Source organism: Enterococcus sp. DIV1315a, from assembly GCF_051712325.1.
Taxonomy (GTDB): Bacteria; Bacillota; Bacilli; order Lactobacillales; family Enterococcaceae; genus Enterococcus; species Enterococcus faecalis.
Genome location: NZ_JBIOOS010000002.1, coordinates 1 through 19,979 on the forward strand (window position 1 = coordinate 1; position 19,979 = coordinate 19,979).

Below are 19,979 nucleotides of genomic sequence, written 5' to 3' on the forward strand. Positions count from 1 at the left end.
ATGAACAACTTCAAATTTTTTAATGTAAACCGTATTTACAATGAATTATTCTATCAATTCCCAAAAGTACTTATTGCTAGCGATAAGTACAAAAAAATGTCAGATTCTACAAAAATTGCATACATGCTTTTAAAAGCACGTCTGGAATTTGCTGTTCAAAAAAATCAAGTAGATGAAAATGGAAATGTATATTTTACATTTACTATTAGTGAATTAGGAGAAGTGCTTGATTGCGGTAAACAGAAAGTCTTAGCTATAAAATCACAATTAGAAGAATACGGATTACTTTATCAAAAACAAATGGGTTTTAATAAAACACTAGGTAAGAACAATCCTAATAGACTTTATCTAGCGGAACTTGAAGTAACAGAAAACGATATTTATCAATTGCAATCATTCGATGACACTATGCAGGAAAACGTTGATAAATCAGAGGGTATGAAAATCATACCCACCCCCCAAGAGAAAACAAACGCTAAATCCCTTGGTAAACAAGAGGGTATGAAAATCATACCCTGCCAAAACGTTGATAAATCAGAGGGTATGAAAATCAGTACAGTATTTAATAATCTAAATACAGATACATTAGATACACTAGATACGGAAAAAGACCGATTGCAGCAACAATTATTGCTTGATCAATTTTCAGAAGTTCAAGAGCATACATTTCTTAACAAAGATAGCTTAAAATTTATTGCTGCTTTTGCTAATACTATTCAAGAAGCTCATGAACAAGTAGGAACGATTATACGTGCTAAAACTAAAGTCGAAAAAGAATACAACATTGTTCTGATTGGAGAAAATTATCAAGCTGAAATTGACAAATGTTTGCGTCGTGTAATGCACAAAATCAAAACAGATTCTACTGTGAAAAGTCCAAAAGGTCTATTTTACATGTCTTTTTACAACTTATTTGTTGAATGTGCATTAGAGAAAAAAAGTCAGTTGAGCAAAAAAAGTAATTCCGAAACCCCAGGAGTAGTGACTCATAATTGGGTGGAAAATCAATAAAACACCTTGTGTAGCAAGGTGTTTTACTTTAAATATTACGTTCTACAGTTTTGGGATAGTCTCCTGATGTTTTTTTATCTTCACTTCCTTCTGTGAGCATTTTTACTTCACGATTCATTTGTTCTGCTAAATCCTTGTGCCCATAGATGTTGATTGCATTGATTAATTCGTCTATTTTAGCTAGTTTTTTTGGTGTTTGTTTTTTAATATAGTCTAAAAGTAGTTCTAAATAAGTTAATTGTAAATTAATAAGATATTGATTTTTTGGAATATTTTGTTTCCGAGCTTGTTTCAAATAAGCGTGAGCTTTTTCATATTTCTCTTCGTAAATTAATCTTGAAATGAAGTTAGGGTATGCTAGAAAAGCAACGTATAGAGTTTTTTTATCACGTGCTAAACTATGTTTTAAAGGAAATACATGTTGAAATATATTTTCCGTTTTGGATAATTCTGAAACTGGCAATTCAAATACAATATTGGAAAATACTCGGTAATCATAATAGGTGTAAAACTCTTGTGTTTCAAATTTTTTAGTAAACAATTTGTAAAAGTACTTATAATCTTCGTAAGTGAGAGGTGAAATTTCGTCATAAATATCACAAAAATAAATTTTGATATCTATGTACAAGCTAAATTCAGCTGTACTTTTATTTTCTTTGTTGTCAAGAATAGAGTAGTATTCAATTATTTTCCGTTTATTGAAAATAAATTCTGGATCATCAAATGCATTACTAAGTAAACGCTCAACTTCCAAAATAAAGTTGTTTTGACCTTCTTGTAACTCCATGAATTTTAAAAATTCAGTGGGCGTTACTTCTAATTTTTCCAAGTAAGTCAACCATTCATTGAATCGAATGTTTCCTGTTGCTTCAATTTTGGCGTATCTTGTTGGGCTTTCTCCTAATTCTTGTTGTGTTACTTTCCGATTTTGTCTAAAGGCTTTTATTGCAGCAATTAGTGCAGTGTTTTTTTCCAATACAATCACTCCTATGTTTTATATAAGTAAATAATATTACTGAATTTCACTTATTTTTTTTTAACAATAATTTTCCCCTTTTTCTAAAGATAAATTCTTTTTATATCAAGGTCGGTTAGTTATTAAACAACGGAATATTACGCAAGTAATATAAAAAGCCTTTTTCAACCGGTTAATAATTCTTTATTTGGTTGATTTAGCGCTATTTGTGCTTGATTTCATTGTACTTGATTGCCTATAATTAAAGCAAGCAACAGCTTAAAATAAAAAAAGGAGGGAAAGAGATGTTTGGTTTGTTCATTACATTTATTAAACCTTATGTAAATATTATTGGCGGATAGTACTAATCGTGAAAATATTCAAAATTATATTTGTTATACTTTATAAATAACAAATAATAGCGTATCTGATTTTATGCTATGGTAGAGCCGTGAGAAATTCAGTGAAATAGCGTGGTTTCTGGCATTAAACCATGCAACATAAAAATTGAAATTAAATGAGTTATAAAAAATATTATTAAAAAACCTTGTAATGAATTTAAGGGTGTGCTATGATTTTTTTGTAAAAAAGAAAAAATCATAACATACATACTTAGAAAGTACATTACAGGCTTCTACGCTTGATCTAAGGTGAGAAGTTAGCAGATAAAAAAAAAGAACCCTTCCTCCGGGCTGGTAACCCTTTGGAAGTTAAACAATTCATATGCTTTAGCAGGCATGAACTGTATGGCTCTTTTTGTTGCAACTAATGTCACAACAAGTTGTATTATAGCAATTTTTTGCTAAAAAGAAAACGACTTTCGTTCGATTTTTAGTGATTCATATGGATTTCCTAAGATTAATTTTATAAATTTTTCAAAAAGAGATTCATAATTAGTTATAATAGGCTCAGGTGATATAGTGCTTCAAAGAGGATATTACGCAGTTCACGCGTAGTATCCTCTTTTTTTATCTGTTAACTTGTCAGAAATTTGAATGGAGGTGATGAAAATTGCGAAAGAAATATTTAAAAACTTGCTCAAAAGATTTTATTTACAAAACTCATACTGTTAAAACGTTTGACAATGAGATTTATGTAAATGCGTGGAATGGTGATTTTATTTCAAGGAATGATCCAATGAAAACCTTAGCGGCTAAGGACTTATATTTCTTAGCAAAGAATTTAGAAAGAGACGGAATGATTGTTGCTTCACGCAAAAACGAGTTAGAGCCGCTTAGATTCTTAGAGAAGCCGGTTAAAATCAAACAACATGTTTAAAAATCTTTGTTACTAGTTTTCATTGATTAGTGAAACTTTCTTGTCTTGGAATTACTGCTCCTTGAAAAATAAATACACAAATGCAGAAATAAAAAGTAACTTGGTAACTGTCGCTGATTGCTCTCTGCACTAAAAAAGACAGTGGAGTAGCTTATGACAAGAGAGGCTATTCTAATTCTAGTAATCACACCAGGTAAGCAGTAGTGGGGATTGATCGCTTGTTCCGGCAAGCCAGTTTCCTTTGCGGATGAAATAAACTGATACTTTTTTACTTATCGTGTCAAAAGTTTTGGCTTTAGGTTATGAACTAGAAGGAGGCTCCATTCCTGAAGTTGAGCGAGGTACGCTTTACCTGAAAGCGATATTCACTAATGAATGAAATTTAGTAACAAAAAAAGGAGAAATAAATCATGGCATATATTACGAAACAAATGATTGTTGAACTAATTGACTACATGAAAGAGAACGGTAAAAAGAAATTATTGGTTGAGGATTACATTAAACAAACACAAAATGTGAAACATTGGACAACACAACGAAAAATAACGTTGTATAAAGCAGTACATGAAACGAAAGCTTTATACAAAGATTATTGTCCCATCAAGAGGGAAGAGAAAGAAACACCTGAATTATATATGCGTGTCAGTTTAATCGGATAAAAAACATGTGACGAAAAGAACAAGCTATTGCTTGCGATAATAGATACATTTAGGTACGCTAAAATTACAAATATTAGGAGGAAGAAAAAATGAGTGAAAAACAAGGGTTTAAGTTAAAGAAAAATCAAATTATTGGGGTATCAGTTGCAGCACTACTTTTAATTGGTGGTGGCTCTGTTTATGCAGTGAATAGCCAAAAGAAAGCACAAGCAGAAAAAATCGAGTTAGCAGAAAAGAAAGAAAAAGAGGACTACAAAAAATTGTCGTTACAAGTCGACGACTCAGTGAAAAAAGCATATGACACGCGAAGTGCTAAGGACATTGAAATGGCTGAAACCATTATCAAAAAATTAAAAGAACAGGACCAAAAAGACCCAAAAGCGAAAATGACAAAACTTCATTCGTTTTTAGACTTGATTAAGAAAACAGATCAATTGTTGGCGACTGCGGAAAAATCTAAAAAAGATAGTGACATTAAAGCAGCTCAAAACAGCATTAACGAAGAAAAAGACGAATACTTGAAGAAAGATAAAGAAGCACACCAAAAACGCTTAGATAAGCTTAAGCAAGTAATTAAAGAGCAAAAAGACAAAGAATCAAAAGAGAAATCTGAAAAAGAAAAAGCGCAAAAGGCTGAAGAACAAAAACAACAGTCTGCAGCTGGAAATAACAAAGAAAATGCAACTAATCCGGCACAAGAAAACAAAGCTCAAAATGAAGCAGCAAACGGAACACCAGCTAACAATACAACTGGCCAAGCAGAACAACCACAAGCACCAGCAGTAGAACAGCCAGTAGAACAACCGCAAGCACCTGTCGATAATGGTGGAGGGTATACACCAGCACCACCTGCAGGAAATGGTGGTGGCGCTGTAACACCGGAACAACCAAACCCAACACCACCAGTTGACAATGGTGGTGGAAACTCTGGTGGTGGTAACACCGGTGGCGGAAATGTGACTCCTCCACCAAGTAATGAATATGATCCTATGACACCAGTTGGGTCAGGTGGATTATTTGGAAGTGCAGCTGAAGCGACAGCTGTTGGACAAGCAAAAGCACTGGAATTATCAAAACAAGGTCAAGGTGATTATAGAGTAGTAACCTGGGAAGTTAAATACACCGATGGACGTAGTGCTGGTTGGACGTATGAGTTAGCTATTTAAAAAATTAATATAATACAAGAAGGCAACGATTGAAGAATACTCAATCGTTGCCTTTTTTGATTTTGAGGAGTGATGAGAAATGTTCTTTCCGAGAGATCCGCCTTCAGAAGAAGTATAAATATAAAAATCTAAATTTTGAGGTGGAAAAAATAATGAAAGACAGACTAAGTAAAGTAAAAAATAAGTTCCTTGTTCTGTTAGCTATGCTGACCATTGCAGGAGCGAATGTTGTACCTTCAACAATCGCTATGGCCGAAAGCTTGGATAATATTGAACAAGTGAATTCTTCTAGTGAGGTAGAAGAGAAAAAGATACCTGAAGAATCGACAGAATCTTCTAGTAAAGTTAATGAATCAACAACGGTAGAAAGCACACAAAACACTCAGAAAGAGTTAGATAAAACGATAGGGGAAAGCATGAATAGTAATGACAGTCCTATTGATTCTACAACTAATTCAAGTGAGGTTACTAATACTGAAACAGTTTCTACAACTGAAGTAACGGAAGAAATACAAGAAAAAGTAGAAAGAACAGGAGAAGAATTAGCCAATCGTGATAATCCTACGGATGTGCAAGGCTTGACAGATAACGAGATTATCTCATTAGCTAAATATTTGTATGGTGACTATGCAAAGAAAGATTCTTCTTTTGGCATGTCAGTAAAAAATGACAAGGGAGAAAGTATTGAAATTCCTTTTGAACGACGTACTCGTTTTGCTCGTTCTGTAGGTACTGAAGGTAATCCGGTATATGCCAGATATGACGTCAGTAAAGGTGCTTGGTCAGCGTGGGGTGAGTTTTACCAACCTTTATACATTGATGGAAAACTAGCTTACTGTGTAGAACCAGGAGTTGTGTTTGTACCAGGTGCAGGATTTACGCAACAAACAACTTTTAATGGCATGACACCAATTCAACGTGAAGCAATCAACACAGTAATGAATTTTGGGGCTAAAAAAGGCGATAGTGGTGAATACATTTATGCTACAAATATGTACATTTGGGAAAAATTAGGGTGGTCAGTTTCAACTTCACTACCTGGTTATGCTAACTATAAACAACAAATTGAAAATAATATCGCTAACTTCAGGATTAAGCCTAGTTTTCATAAAAAAACTTACAATGTTAAAGTTGGTGAAACACTAAAAATTACAGATACAAATGGTGTATTAAACAATTTTTCAATTAAGAACAATCTTAATGCAAAAGTTGAGAAAAAAGGAAATGTATTAGAAATTACACCCAATGCAAACTCAAAAAATGGTGATTTAGATTTATTTAGAAATACATTTTACACAGATAGTCAGTTATTTTGGGTTAAACCTGGATCACAAGCAGTTTCTACCGGAGGAGTAGGAGACCCTACTGTAGGTTTTGTTAAGATTAACGTTATTAAAAATGGTAAAGCCAAAATTAAGAAAGTGGATGATAACGGAAATCCAGTGGCTGGGGCTAAATTTGAATTGAAAAATCTAGCGGACGGCTCTAAAAAAGCAGCTACTACAAACAAAAATGGGGAATTTGAGTCTGTAGAATATGCAGCAGATACTCAATTAGAAATTCGAGAAATTGAAGCCCCAATCGGATACCTATTAGATACAAGTGTTAAGAAAGTAACGATTAAAGCGGCACAAACTACTACAGTGAACTTCACAAATCCTAAAATGACCTTGAAAACAACAGCGACAGACAAAGAAGATAGTGACAAAGTGCTTTCCCCAGAAAAGAATGTCACAATTAAAGATAAAGTGGATTACACAAATCTTTATACTGACGGCCGCGAATACGTTGTTAAAGGAAAATTAATGGATAAAGCAACAAACAAACCATTACTAGTAAATGGAAAAGAAGTGACTTCAGAGAAGAAATTCAAACCAACAACTAAAAATGGCTTTGTTGAAGTAAGATTCACGTTTGACGCGTCAGCTCTTGCTGGTAAAACAGTAGTAGTATTTGAAACACTATATCAAAATAACAAAGAAATTGTTGTCCATGCGGATATTAACGACGTGCCGCAAACGGTCACCTTTGACAATCCTAAAATTACAACAACTGCAGTCAATGAAGAAAACAATGGAAAAGAATTTGATCCCGAAGAAAAAGTCGTATTAAAAGATACAGTGGCTTATGAAGGCTTACAACCAAACAAATTATACAAATTGAATGGTAAATTGATGGATAAAGCAACAAATAAACCGCTGTTAATCGATGGGGAAGAAGTAATCAGTGAAGCAACATTCAAACCCACAAAGGCTAAAGGAACAATTGATGTTACTTTTGAATTTGACGCACGCGAATTGAAAGGAAAAGAACTAGTTGTTTTTGAATATCTAAGTCGACAACGCAGCGATTCAAAAGAATGGTATGACGTTGTTAAACATACAGATATCAATGACAAAGGCCAAACTGTGAAAGTAAATAATCCTCAAATTCAAACAGAAGCGCATTTTAAGGAAGACGGTTCAAAAGTTTCTGATCCTTTAGCAGAAGTTACTATTGTTGACGTGGTATCTTTCAAAAATTTAATTCCAGGAAATACCTATGAATTAAAAGGGAAGTTGATGGATAAAGCAACAAACAAACCATTGTTAATCGATGGGGAAGAAGTGACCGCTAGCAAACGGTTTACACCAACAACGTCTGAAGGTAGCGAAACGATTGAATTTAAAGTAAATGCGAAAGATTTACAAGGAAAAACAGTCGTTGTATTTGAAAATCTGTACAAAAATGACACAGAAATAGCGATTCATGCAGATATTGAAGACGAAGGACAAACCGTTGAATTTACAGAGCCAAAACTAAAAACAACGGCGTTGGACAATGATTCTAATAGCCATTCTGCTGAAGCGTTAAAGGAAGTAACAATCACTGATACTGTTTCTTATTCAGATTTATTAGACGGAAAAGTGTACAACATTTCTGGTGTGGTAATGGATAAGAAAACAAACACTCCACTATTAATCGACGGAAAAGAAGTGCGAAATGAAGTGAATTTCATTGCTCGTGATGGAAAAGCAGAAATCATTGAAGACCAAAACGACGCAACAGATTCTGAACAACCAAGTGACATGGATAAACCAGCACTGAGAGCTGCTGCCGTACAAATTAACCGCGTTTCAGGAACGGTTGAAGTGACATTCACAATGAATGCTGAACAGTTAAAAGGAAAGTCAGTTGTTATTTTTGAAACATTAACACGTGAAAACACTGAAATTGCTGTCCATCACGACATTGACGATGAAGGACAAACTGTTACATTCACTGAACCAAAACTAAAAACAACAGCGATTAACAAAGATTCAGGTGATCACAAAGCGGATGCTTTAGAAAAAGTGACAATCACTGATACTGTTTCTTACACTGATTTAATCGAAGGTAAAACTTATGAATTAGCAGGTGTTTTAATGGATAAGGCGACAAACAAACCATTGTTAGTCAACGGAAAAGAAGTCCGTAACTCATTGAAATTTATCGCACGTAATGGAAAAGCAGAAATTGTCACCACTGAAGCAAAAGTGAAAACTGCAGAAAAACAAAAATCACCATTAGTAACTGGAACAGTGGATCTTTCATTTGAATTAAACGCGAAAGACTTACAAGGAAAAGAAACTGTTGTTTTTGAAACCTTGACACGAAATGAAACTGAAGTCGCAGTTCATGCCGACATTCACGACAAAGACCAAACCATCGAATTTAACAAACCGACATTAAAAACCACGGCTACAATCAACAATGGCAAGCTAGGTGTTTCTGGCGGACAAATGACTATTAATGATAAAGTGAAATACACGAATTTAACACCAGGTAAAACTTACACAGTTAAAGGTAAATTGATGGATAAAACGACGAATAAACCATTTGTCGTTAATGGTAAAGAAGTGCAAGCAGTTAAAACGTTTGTACCAAAAACCGCAAATGGCGAAGTAATTGTTCCATTTACGTTTGATTCTAAAGGAATTACTTCAGAAGTTCACGTGGTTGTTTTTGAAGACCTATATCGTGACAATTTAAAATTAACAACACACGCAGATATTAATGATTTAGCTCAAACAGTTCGTATTGTACCACCAACTAAATTCTTGCCAAAAACGGGCGAACAAAAAGGAATTCTATTTACTATTCTAGGATTCATTTTATTAGCAGGTGCAGCATATCTTGTAACAACTAAAAGAAAACAGAATAACTAATCACAGACAGGAAAGCTCTCTTTTGTGTCTTTTTTTGTGTCTGTTTTTTGTATCTAAAATGTAAGGAGGTGATTGTGTAGTATGCAAGTAGAAAAACAGTCGCAATCAAAGGCAAAAACGTTAGCAGTCAAAAAGTCGGATTTAAGGTTTCACTATAACGGCGCTGGAAATTTAAGCTATTTAGCAATAAAGCCTAACAAAATTATTGAATTACATTTGAACGGCCTATTAGAAAATTCGTTAGTAAATGAATATCAAGAAATCTCGATTATCTACGGACAAAGACAGGTGAAGATACCTGTCGTTGCGGGTAGTTATGAATTCGTAGGAAAAGCAAGTAGATTGCTACGATTTAAGGTTTCACCAATTTGTAGAATATCAAGAGCCGAAATTGAAAACTGGCACAACACGTTTAAACTAACGTAACTATTTACAAGTAAGGAGGGCAATAAGTGAAGAAATTAATTACAGTGTATTCGACAATACTTTTACTTTCTACTGCAGTTCCAATCACTGCTTTTGCAGAAGAAACGAGCAATGAAACGGAAACAATTGAAACTAGTCAAGTAGTAGACGAAACGAAACCAAGTGAAACGATGGAAGCAACAAGTGAGACACAGCAAACTGAAACGTCGGAAACCTCTGATAGCACTGAAAAGACTGTTGAAACAACTGAAAGTTCAGAACAATCAACAAGTACAACTGAAACTGTTCCAGACAGTTCCAAAGAACAATCTGTTGCAACCGATGAAACACAACCACCGATAATTGTTCCAGAAACCACGCCTAGTGTTTCAATGGAACAAGAAATCGTTTCAAGTGAAACACCCAATGAAACAGTCGCACAAGAACCAGCTGTAACAATCCCTTACAGCACAGAAACTATTCATTTTGAAAAAGTGAAAAGTACAGAAGAGTTTGTTTTACAGATCGGTGAAACCGCAAGAGACGTCGCAAAAGACAACGATTTGTTCGCAAGTGTCATGATTGCGCAAGCCATTTTAGAAAGTGGTAGTGGTAGCAGTGAATTAAGCCGTGAACCAAATTACAATTTGTTTGGAATTAAGGGCGATTTTAACGGCCAATCTGTTTCGTTTCTGACAGCTGAAGACGACGGAACAGGTCAGCTATATTCTATTCAATCAAACTTTAGAAAATATCCGAGTTATAAAGAATCATTCGAGGATTACGCAAAGCTCTTAAAAGACGGTGTGAGCTGGAACACAGCGATTTACACAGGAACTCATAAAAGTGTAGCGAAAACATACGAAAACGCCACACAGGCGTTAACAGGAACGTATGCGACCGATACTCAATACAATCAAAAATTAAACGGTTTGATTGAAACGTACCATTTGACTGAATTTGACCAAGAGAAAACAATTACGCCGAGTGAATCAGATTTTCCTGGTTACAACGGTGTAAATTACGATTCAGGAAATAGCTATGCCTGGGGGAATTGTACGCAATATGTATACAACCGAATCACTCAATTAGGAAAACATATCGATCTAACAATGGGCAATGGCCAAGATTGGGCAGAAACAGGACGTGCGCGTGGCTATGAAGTCACAAGAACACCAAAAGCCGGCACAGCTGTTTCATTTCCTGCAGGTGTATTAGGCGCAGACAGCACTTATGGTCACGTCGCATTTGTGGAGAAAGTGAACAAGGACGGTAGTATCTTAATTTCTGAAATGAACGTAAAAGGTTTAAACGTGGTTTCTACACGAACCATTTCAGCTGAAAATACAAGCATGTTGTCCTATGTACAACCTAAATAAGGGAAGGAAATGATCCATGAAGACAGTAATGTTTTACATTTTAGCACCTATGATACTTCCTTTTTTTCTTTTAGGCTCAATAGGAGTTGAAATTATCTTTAAATTAGAAACTCTTAGAAAGAGACTGTGAATGGAGGGAGGGGAAACATGTGTATGTTGTTTTTACAGAAGAATCCAATTATTTACTACCCATAAACAAACGAGTACCGCTGAACGTGGTAGACGATTTTATAAGGCAATTAAACCGGGATTTAGTTGAAAGAGATTTAGTCGAAGAAGAGGTAACGGCAGTGTTTCAACTTTTCACTGAAAAAGGACACTGCGTTTATCAATCTTCTTTTTTGTTACCCAAAAACGATTTTTCACTGTTAGAGATTGTAAGAGAAGAGCTTGAATCAATTAACAATGAAGAAGCTATTCAGTTTTTACAAGTCTTAGAAAGAGAATTCGAGAAGAGCGAGACAACAAAAAGAACTGAGGGAAAATTTGATAAGTCAAAACCCAGCCTAAATATAAAAAAGTACGGATGGGTTATTGCTATTTTGTTAGTGCTGGTTTTAGGTAGTGTAGTTTTTAAACCGTTTAGTTCTAGTTCAAAAACGCCTGAAAACACATATGAACAGTTGATTGAAAAACAACAATTTGTGCAAGCCGGAAAAGAATACCCAGAGCGAAAGCAAGAAATCGAAGAATATTTGTTCAAAAAAATTCAATCTGAAGACGAGCCAAACTTAGAGCCGTTAAAAGAATTCAACAAGAATTTTCCCAGTGTTCAAGGAGATTTTGATTTAGCCATGTTGTCATATGACTATGTGAAAGCAATTGGTATTTACAAAAAGAACCTAGAGACGTTTAAAAAAGACAATGATCGTTTGCCTTTGGTAGGTTATTCGTTTTTGAAAGAACAAAACCTAAAAGAAGCAAAAGAAATCGCTGGACAGACAACTAGCCCCGAGCTTGAAAAATACATTTTAGAATATGAACAGTTCCAACTGGTGATACAAGAAAAAGAAAAGCAAATTAAAGAATTACAGAAGAAACCAACTGAAAACAAGAAAAAAATCGAACAAGCGATTAATGAACTGTACGAAGCAAAAGAAAAACTAAATCAACTATAAAGGAGCATTCAAAATGAAAAAACTTAGCATTAAAAAAGAAGTTATTGCCAGTATTTCCATTTGTGCTGTTATTCTTGCCGGAGGGATAGGATACAGTGCCTATAATAATAACAGTGAGCAAGAGAAGCCAGCTGTAGAAGAAAAAAGTGAAAAACAGATTCCGAAACAGCAAGCAAAGGATTCTTTATTTCCTAAAAAATCAGAAAAAAAAGAAGCAGGAAGTATTAAAAAGACAGTCAAAAAGCAATCGGAAGATAGTAATTTATCTGCTTTCAAATCTGAAACTATTAACGATTTAGCCCAAGAGAAGCAACAAGCGTTTCAAATGCTAGAAAATCAGGTGAAAAAAGAACAACAAGAAGCAAAATCCGAAAAAACAGTGACAGAAGACAAAGTATTACCTTTAATTAATCCAACCAGACCACAGTTACCAGAGCTGCCAGAGCAAAACAACAAGGAAAAAGAAGGAACAGTGAAACCGGACCCGAAACCAACGCCAAATCCAAGTCCTGCACCGGATCCAGAACCGAACCCTACGCCAAAACCAGATCCAACACCGGACCCAGAACCGACACCACCGCCTGTTGTTGAGACCGATTATTCTGTTTTATCAACACTCACGGAACAAGCTTCAGGATTTGATCTATCTTTGTATCTATCTTCTGGTATCGAGCAATTCAAGCTTGAATTGCTTGTTTCTAAGCGTATGTTAGAAGAGCATGCAAGTACACAAGAAGCCGTAAATAATCAAGTGTCACGCCTTCAAGCAGCAATTGATAACTTAGTATTAAAAGGGAATAAAAAAGGTTTACAGGCGACTTATTCTCTTAGTTTATTAATTAAAACCGATATTTTCACGGAAGAAAGTGTCGAAGTATTAAAGACTGCCCAGTCTAATGCCAAACAAATTCTTGAAAATTCAGAAGTTAGTCAACAACAAGTAGACGAGGCACAACAACTACTACAAACAGCTGTCAATGATTTAAAAGAAAAAGAAGAACCAAATCTAAGTCTAGTGTATTTACAAAGATTATTAGATCAAGCATTAGCCATTGATACGACGCTTTACACGGAAGCAACGGTAACAGTATTTAATGAAAAAGTCTCTGAAGTGCAAGCGTACATTGCCGCAAACGATATTACGAAAGAAAACAACGAACGATTACTTGAAGAATTGCAGCAAGCAATGGATCAATTACAGAAAAAAGCAGATATTTCTAAAGTACAGGAATTATTAGCGACAATTAACGGAATTGATCGTGCCAAGTACACAGAAGAAAGTTTAGCTAGCTTGGATCGAGTGAGTAACGAAGTTCAATCACAATTAAATGATGAATTAAGTCAGGAACAAGTAGATTCCTTATATACACAATTAGAAACGGCTTTTAATCAGCTGGAATTGATTCAAACAGAAGAAACTGAATAAGAAAGGAGTGAGAAGCGCCGACTGCGCTTTTTTTAATGAATGAAAAACAACCCTATTTCAATCCGAGCGCCTTGCAGGATTCTCCCAAAAAATCGAAAAATTCAAAAAAGCTAAAAAAAAGTAAACGGTCAAAAAGCTTCCAAAAAAATCCTATCCGTATATTTATTTGGCTTACCTTGTTTGCGTTTATTCTAAGCGGATTACTGGCAATAAGAAACGCGAGTTTTGCAGTGAAACAAGGGAAAATGTACCAGGAACGTATCACACATTTAGAAAAAGAGCTAAAAAAATTGAACAAAAAACAAGAGATACACGTACCTGAAACAGAAGCATTTTTAAGTGGTTTTTTGAGAGAATATTTTACCATTTCGAAAGACCGGATAGAGAACCAAAAACGCTTAGATCAATTACAAGGTTATAGTAAGGAACTAAACTTTCGGGTAAGTTTTTTACCAGTGGAAAGCCAACATGTTGTGTTGCTTGAAAATTATGGGTATCAAGAAATGGGTGACACGTATCTAGCAACTTATGGTTTAACTACACGTTCAGATAAGGGTAAAACGTCACAATCATTAGTTAAAGTGAGGTTTAAGAAAGAAAAAGGCAAATATCACGTATTTTCATTGCCTTACCAATTGGCGTATACACCAGAAAATTGGTACAGTTCTTCTTCAGACAACAAGAAAGCTTTACCTAGTCAATCGATTGATGATCGTAGTGTACAAGAAAACGTGAAAAATTTTGTCACACAGTTCTTAAAAGAATACCAAGCAAATAACACGGATAATTTAAGATATTTAATGGCAGACGTGCAGGGGTTACCTGAAGGATGGTCAGTAGAAGCAAAAGAATTAAAGATTTTAGGTGAAAAAGAATCACCAGTTGTGGAAATGAACTTAATTTTGCAACAAAAAGACACACAGATTACGTATAACGAACGTGTTCAGTTGTATCTAACGACGACAGAAGACGGAAAATACTTCATTGAAAAAATAACTTATGAATAGGAAGTGAAGACATGTTACAGGCATTAGCATTAAAAACCAGTCTCGTAATGGGAGCAGCTTTACCAGATTTTGCAAACTTGCAAACATGGGCGCAAGAACAAGGGCAAGCAATTTTAATCATTGCCATGATTGGTTTAGCCGTATACTTTGCGTTTAAACGCGAATGGGGCAGTTTAATCGGGATGATCATTGTTATTGGATTATTGATTGCTGTCTTGAAAAAACCTGATGAAACAGTCATTGAATGGGTACAAGGCCTTATTGACAAATTAATGAACTCAGGTGGTTCAGCATCAGGTTCAGGAGGATAAATTTATGGCATTAACAAGGGATCAGCGAAAAACAGTTACTTACACAAGTCTAATGACAAGCCCAGCAGCTGTTAGGCTTAGCCTTCCAGCCTTGAAACGAGGAAAAAAAAAGATTGTCTTTCCGTGGGTATTGAACATTCGGCTTATTGTTATTTATGTTATTAGCTTTTTCCTTGTACAGTATTTATTTGGCTCACTAATACAAGTGGTAGGGCGAATCATAAAATTAGCAGATTACGCCCTATCATTTGTTATTCCTTATTTTGTAACGAGAGGAATACTAAGTGTACCAACTGAAGGGAAGCATATTGAACGATACTTGTTTGATACGCTTCCCTTCTTTTTCTTTGTGGTAGTACCTAAAAAAGAAATGTACAAGGGGAGCTACAGAACGAAACCTAAAAATCAAGCGATATTAGTACCTAGAGAGTATGACTAGAAAGGAGTGTGTTCATGAATCCATTAAATGTGTTTAAAAAAGAAGTTGAAAAACCAAAGAAATTTGAATACCCAGTCCTTACTTACAGGACCAACTTAATACTCACACCTAGTAGTGATGTATGGGCTTATTACAAAGTATTTTCTACGGATCTAAATTTACAAGATACCGAAAAAGTAGACACTGTAAAAGACGAATTCACACATACGATTGATGAAATTGGTAAGAAGTACAAAGGCATAGATATTTCACTTTATCCTATGGACTTAGGACTAGAAGAACAGTTTGAAGAATTAGCCCCAGATTTTAATAAAGAAACCCCGGATATTTCTGCGTATTACGTAGAAGAAATGATGCGTAGGATTACAAGTATTTATGGGAAATTGACACGTCCGAAGTTTATTATTGGTGTAAAAATACGTGAATACAATCAAGTTACTTCGCGGTTTGAGAGTATTAAAGGGGGCGCAGAAGAAGTAAAAGAAACAATCTATTCTGTTTTAGGTGGAAGCTCAAAAGATAAAGAAGCAGAACTCAAAAGGTTTGAAGGAAAAGAAGAAGAATTATACCAGGAACTAAGTTCCATTAAAGCCGAACGTATGTCAGAAGAAGAAATGGCCTATTTATTAAAGTTCAATATTTTACGAAACACGAAACACGAAAGAGATGAGGAGGAACGTGTCCAAACATTAAGTGAGTTAACTGAAGCAATCCTTACTCCCAATGAACGAAGAGGTGTTCTTGGTATTGAAACGGAATATGGGAAACAGTACGCTAGTTTTTTACCAATTTCCAAATTGCCAGATTATGCGTTGCATAGTCGTTTATTCTACCGCGCACAGAGTTTTCCTTTTCCTACAGAATTTCATGTCAAAGGGCGTTCTCGACCAGCAGACGGATTTTTAGGAGTGCGTAGTACAGTAACGAACAAGCGAAAAAACTTTAAAGTTGACGCAAAAGAAACGATGGCCGTTGGAGATTCTGCTAGCTTAAATTTAGCAAAAAACATGAAAAAATCAGAAATGATTTTGGAAGATTTAGAAGAAGAAATCACGATATTTGAGTGGTTAGGCTGTTTTGTTGTTTACGGAGATACAGCTAAACAATGCTTGGAACGTGCGAGAGCTTTAAGAAAATACTTCAGAAAACTTGATGTTCGCGTTGAAATTGTCGTAAGCGATCAGATCCAACTGTTCTACACCTTGTTACAAGGCGAAGGAAAAGGGACAAAATACTGGAAACAGACAACCAATTCTTATGCGTTATCCGAATTTTTATTTGGGATAACGAATGAAATTGGCAACCGAACTGGATACCCAATTGGTGTACAAACAGAAGGGAATAAAGCAATTAACCGTGAAAAAGCAGTGAAACAGTCACGGAAACTGGTGAGATTAAACTTAGCAGCGGCCAACCAAAACATTCAAGGTTCGGCTACAGCTGCGCCACACATACATGTCACTGGAATTACCGGAAGTGGAAAATCATATTTAATGTTACTAATGTTTTACATTAGTAATCTTTTCAACATTCAATCTTTATACTTTGACCCAAAAGTTAAATTAGTACAAATGAGAGATATTCTTCTTCAAGATAAAAGTTTCATCAAAAAGTACCCATATTTTGCGAAGATGTGGAATAACTTTCGGTTTATTACGCTAAGTATCAAAGATAAATCTAACTATGGCGTTTTAGATCCTTTGGTTTTCTTACCTGAAAACGAAGCAAGAGAAGTAGCTGAAGGTATTCTTTACCAGATATATGATTTAGATAAAAACGACTTGATTCGATTAGAGGCGTTGGACATGTTAAATCAGCTGGTAGAAGAACGACAACAAGGAAAAAAAGTCGGCATGCAACATTTAATTGATAGACTTCTGGAACATGAGGAATTAGAAGTACGGCGGTTTGCAAAAATACTGCAACAGGAAGTCAAAAATTCTCTGTTAGAACTTGCTTTCAGTGATGGAACAGGTGAAGGAATTAAGTTCGATAAACGTTCCGTGATTCTATCTGTAGAAGGACTGAGTTTGCCTAAACCAGACAAAAGCCCTCAGTACTACGAAAAGCATGAAAGAAAAAGCTTGGCTATTATGCTTTGTGTAGGGAAATACATTGAGTTGTTCGGGAAAATTGACGAAAAAGCCTACACGTATGAATTCTTTGACGAAGCGTGGACATTAACGCGTAGCGCTATCGGGAAAGAAATTATCAATAAAATTAAAAAAGTGGGCCGGTCACAATGTAACGCTTGTGTATTTGGTACACAGTCGGTTGCTGATATTCACACAGAAGATACAAAAGGACAAGTTGGTATGCTTTTTGCCTTTGACGAAGATTCAGAACGTGAAGATATTTTGCGTGAGGTAGGATTAGAAGTTAATCCTAAAAATATTGACCTACTAAAAAACTTAAAGCAAGGGCAATGTATTATGCGGGATATGTATCAACGTACTGGAAAGCTGACCGTTTACAGTTGGTTTGAAGAATGGACCATTGCAAATCAAACAGTAGATCGTACAGCAAGTGGGAACGTCGAAGAAAAATATGCGTCTTAGAGGAGGAATGATCGTGAAAAAGAAATTCATAATCAATACTCTGTTGGTTTCTTTCATGTGTCTGTTTTTCCTAGGCGCTTCTATAGCAAATGCGGATGAAATTAAAATTCAAGCAGTCAATGAATTATTAAGCTCACGTTTTCCGATAGAACGATACCGTGTCTTTTCAAGTAGTAATAAAGGTTTTTTTGCTTTGTTTACGAGTGACATGTTTGTTAATGCTTTGAATGGATTTTCAGAATTGTTATTTGAAGCGACAAAATTTTTGTGGCAGTTGTTTGATTACACTGTAAAAGAACTTTACACCATGAACATTTTAGACCGTTTAAACACTATTATTAGTAGCTTAACAGGAAACATGTGGGACAGTTTCAAAGCAAACTACGTTGGGATTATTTTAACATTTTCCATTTTGTACATTGCAAAAACGTTTTTTATCGAAGGTGCAAAAACAGCGTTTATACAGTTTGGGAAAATTTTTATCGTTTTGTTAATTTCAGGAATATGGTTTCCAAGAAGCAGTGAGTATTTATCGACAATGAATGATTACTCATTTGCATTGCAAGCGGAAGTAATTTCTATCGCAGGTCAAACTGACGCAACAAGTTCTTTAGGTGCAAACAAAGGAAACGACGGAAGCTTAGACACAGCAAGTAGTAATGAACAAGCAACAAACATTATTCGAAATGAATTGTTTAAGCAAGTTGTTTATCAGCCATTTCTATTACTAAACTACGGAACAGTAGACAAGAACAAAATAAATGATTACTACAAGGATATAAAAAATAAAGATATACCAAAAGGAAATGACGGAGAGTACTTGCTAAGTAAGGAATTTAATGCACTAGAAGATAAAGAAAAAATGAGTGTATTAGACGAACTAGCAGACAAAAATCATTACTTAACAGGAGACGCAGCAGCATACAAAGTGATTATCTCTATCATTTCCTTAGTAGGTGTGTTTTTGTATGGACTTCCAATAACAGCCATTGCAGGATTAAACATGATTCTACAGCTAATGGCGATTGTGTACAGTTACATTTTACCAATCGTTGCTTTAATCAGCTTATTCCCTAAATACAGCAATGGCTTGGTAAATTCAATTTTGAACATCGCAAAAATCTTCCTTGGAAAAGGATTTTTAGGATTACTCGTATTAATATTTTCACTTGTTAATCTGACCATTGATTTATTAATACCACCTAGTAGTTCTGTGACAGCGATTGTAAACACCCTTGTAAAAGGGGCTATCTATTATCTCTCATGGAAATACAGGGATAAGATCATTGAAACAGTGGTTAACTCAATCACACAACATAAAGCTACAAATAACATGAACTTTGACATGAAACAGTTTAATCAAAGCATGGACGAATTTGCAACTGGAGAACTGACACCAAACTTAGATATTGCTGATAAATTAGAAGACATTGGTCTTGACGTTGCTTTGAACGTAGCAACTGAAGGAATGTATGGTGTTGCTTCTGAAGCTGGGGCAATTTCAAACCAAGAACAGGAAAGAGAACAAGAAAACGATGATGTTATGGACGTAAATGTTGTTTCAAGTGATCTTGAAACTGAAACTGAAGGTGAACAGGAACTTGAAGGAGAATTTACAGAAATCAACAGTGATGAAATTGAAACACTTCCAGAAACGGAGGATAGTTTCAATGAAACTGAAGATCCTATTGACATTGACATTGACGACGCAGAAATTAACGTGGATGAAACAGGTTCTGAAACAGGTAGTGAAACAACAGAAAATGTTGATATACCCGATGTTGGAGTTAATGCAGATATTGACGGTGAAGCAGGTGGAACAGCAAGTGAAACGAGTCATGAAACAGCGGGACAAATGGCTGCTTATGTTCCAGGACAAGCAAATGACAGTAAAGCAGTAGCACAACTAATTGATCAAAGAATACAAGTTCTTCAAAATGCACCTACAACAAACACTTACAATCACCAAGAGAATAAGCAAGAAGCCACGATTTACAACAATTCAACGCAAACTAAACACGAAACAAACGATTACTCAAAAGAGTTTCATCAGAAATTACGTGTTTTAAGGAGCGCATAA

Annotated in this window: 15 protein-coding genes; 14 read left to right on the top strand and 1 reads right to left on the bottom strand. The window is 35.2% G+C overall.

Features of this window, described 5'->3' with window-relative positions; genetic code table 11:
• Nucleotides 1-1,011 (top strand): replication initiator protein A (locus IGJ03_RS12670; RefSeq protein WP_438711180.1); only part of this gene is annotated, 1,011 nt, incomplete at its 5' end.
• 28 nt (nucleotides 1,012-1,039) lie between these two features.
• Here IGJ03_RS12670 and IGJ03_RS12675 read toward each other — a convergent pair.
• On the bottom strand, nucleotides 1,040-1,987 hold the full coding sequence (locus IGJ03_RS12675) for a helix-turn-helix domain-containing protein (RefSeq protein ID WP_438711182.1): 948 nt from the start codon (nucleotides 1,985-1,987) through the stop codon (nucleotides 1,040-1,042).
• A gap of 990 nt (nucleotides 1,988-2,977) precedes the next feature.
• Between IGJ03_RS12675 and IGJ03_RS12680 the strand changes: the two genes are divergently transcribed.
• The 13 genes from IGJ03_RS12680 to IGJ03_RS12740 all read left to right on the top strand — a co-directional run bounded on the left by IGJ03_RS12680 (nucleotide 2,978) and on the right by IGJ03_RS12740 (nucleotide 19,979).
• Nucleotides 2,978-3,244 carry a hypothetical protein gene (locus IGJ03_RS12680; RefSeq protein ID WP_033782448.1) on the top strand — a complete coding sequence of 89 codons (267 nt, stop codon included), beginning with the start codon at nucleotides 2,978-2,980 and terminating at the stop codon, nucleotides 3,242-3,244.
• A 410-nt stretch (nucleotides 3,245-3,654) separates the two neighbouring features.
• A complete protein-coding gene (locus IGJ03_RS12685; RefSeq protein ID WP_010815338.1) occupies nucleotides 3,655-3,903 on the top strand; it encodes a hypothetical protein in 249 nt (82 codons plus the stop codon).
• 89 nt (nucleotides 3,904-3,992) lie between these two features.
• The gene (locus IGJ03_RS12690; protein WP_438711184.1) at nucleotides 3,993-5,069 is read left to right on the top strand and encodes a hypothetical protein; all 1,077 of its coding nucleotides are present in this window, start codon (nucleotides 3,993-3,995) and stop codon (nucleotides 5,067-5,069) included.
• 152 nt (nucleotides 5,070-5,221) lie between these two features.
• Nucleotides 5,222-9,256 carry a VaFE repeat-containing surface-anchored protein gene (locus IGJ03_RS12695; protein WP_438711186.1) on the top strand — a complete coding sequence of 1,345 codons (4,035 nt, stop codon included), beginning with the start codon at nucleotides 5,222-5,224 and terminating at the stop codon, nucleotides 9,254-9,256.
• A gap of 81 nt (nucleotides 9,257-9,337) precedes the next feature.
• Entirely contained in the window at nucleotides 9,338-9,682 is a 345-nt protein-coding gene (locus IGJ03_RS12700) for a hypothetical protein (RefSeq protein ID WP_033600493.1), read from the top strand.
• Nucleotides 9,683-9,708: 26 nt separating this feature from the next.
• Nucleotides 9,709-11,040 (top strand): glucosaminidase domain-containing protein, encoded by a 1,332-nt coding sequence (locus IGJ03_RS12705; RefSeq protein ID WP_438711188.1) that lies wholly within the window; start codon nucleotides 9,709-9,711, stop codon nucleotides 11,038-11,040.
• A gap of 149 nt (nucleotides 11,041-11,189) precedes the next feature.
• Nucleotides 11,190-12,158: a hypothetical protein gene (locus IGJ03_RS12710; RefSeq protein ID WP_033600490.1), complete on the top strand. Its 969-nt coding sequence runs from the start codon at nucleotides 11,190-11,192 to the stop codon at nucleotides 12,156-12,158.
• 13 nt (nucleotides 12,159-12,171) lie between these two features.
• Nucleotides 12,172-13,584 carry a hypothetical protein gene (locus tag IGJ03_RS12715; RefSeq protein ID WP_438711190.1) on the top strand — a complete coding sequence of 471 codons (1,413 nt, stop codon included), beginning with the start codon at nucleotides 12,172-12,174 and terminating at the stop codon, nucleotides 13,582-13,584.
• 230 nt (nucleotides 13,585-13,814) lie between these two features.
• Nucleotides 13,815-14,591 carry a conjugal transfer protein gene (locus IGJ03_RS12720; protein WP_438711191.1) on the top strand — a complete coding sequence of 259 codons (777 nt, stop codon included), beginning with the start codon at nucleotides 13,815-13,817 and terminating at the stop codon, nucleotides 14,589-14,591.
• An 11-nt stretch (nucleotides 14,592-14,602) separates the two neighbouring features.
• Nucleotides 14,603-14,902 carry a TcpD family membrane protein gene (locus IGJ03_RS12725; protein ID WP_438711193.1) on the top strand — a complete coding sequence of 100 codons (300 nt, stop codon included), beginning with the start codon at nucleotides 14,603-14,605 and terminating at the stop codon, nucleotides 14,900-14,902.
• Between the two features lie 4 nt (nucleotides 14,903-14,906).
• Nucleotides 14,907-15,341: a TcpE family conjugal transfer membrane protein gene (locus tag IGJ03_RS12730; protein ID WP_438711195.1), complete on the top strand. Its 435-nt coding sequence runs from the start codon at nucleotides 14,907-14,909 to the stop codon at nucleotides 15,339-15,341.
• 14 nt (nucleotides 15,342-15,355) lie between these two features.
• Complete coding sequence (locus IGJ03_RS12735; RefSeq protein ID WP_438711197.1) at nucleotides 15,356-17,899, top strand: ATP-binding protein; 2,544 nt, start codon at nucleotides 15,356-15,358, stop codon at nucleotides 17,897-17,899.
• 13 nt (nucleotides 17,900-17,912) lie between these two features.
• The gene (locus IGJ03_RS12740) at nucleotides 17,913-19,979 is read left to right on the top strand and encodes a CD3337/EF1877 family mobilome membrane protein (RefSeq protein WP_438711199.1); all 2,067 of its coding nucleotides are present in this window, start codon (nucleotides 17,913-17,915) and stop codon (nucleotides 19,977-19,979) included.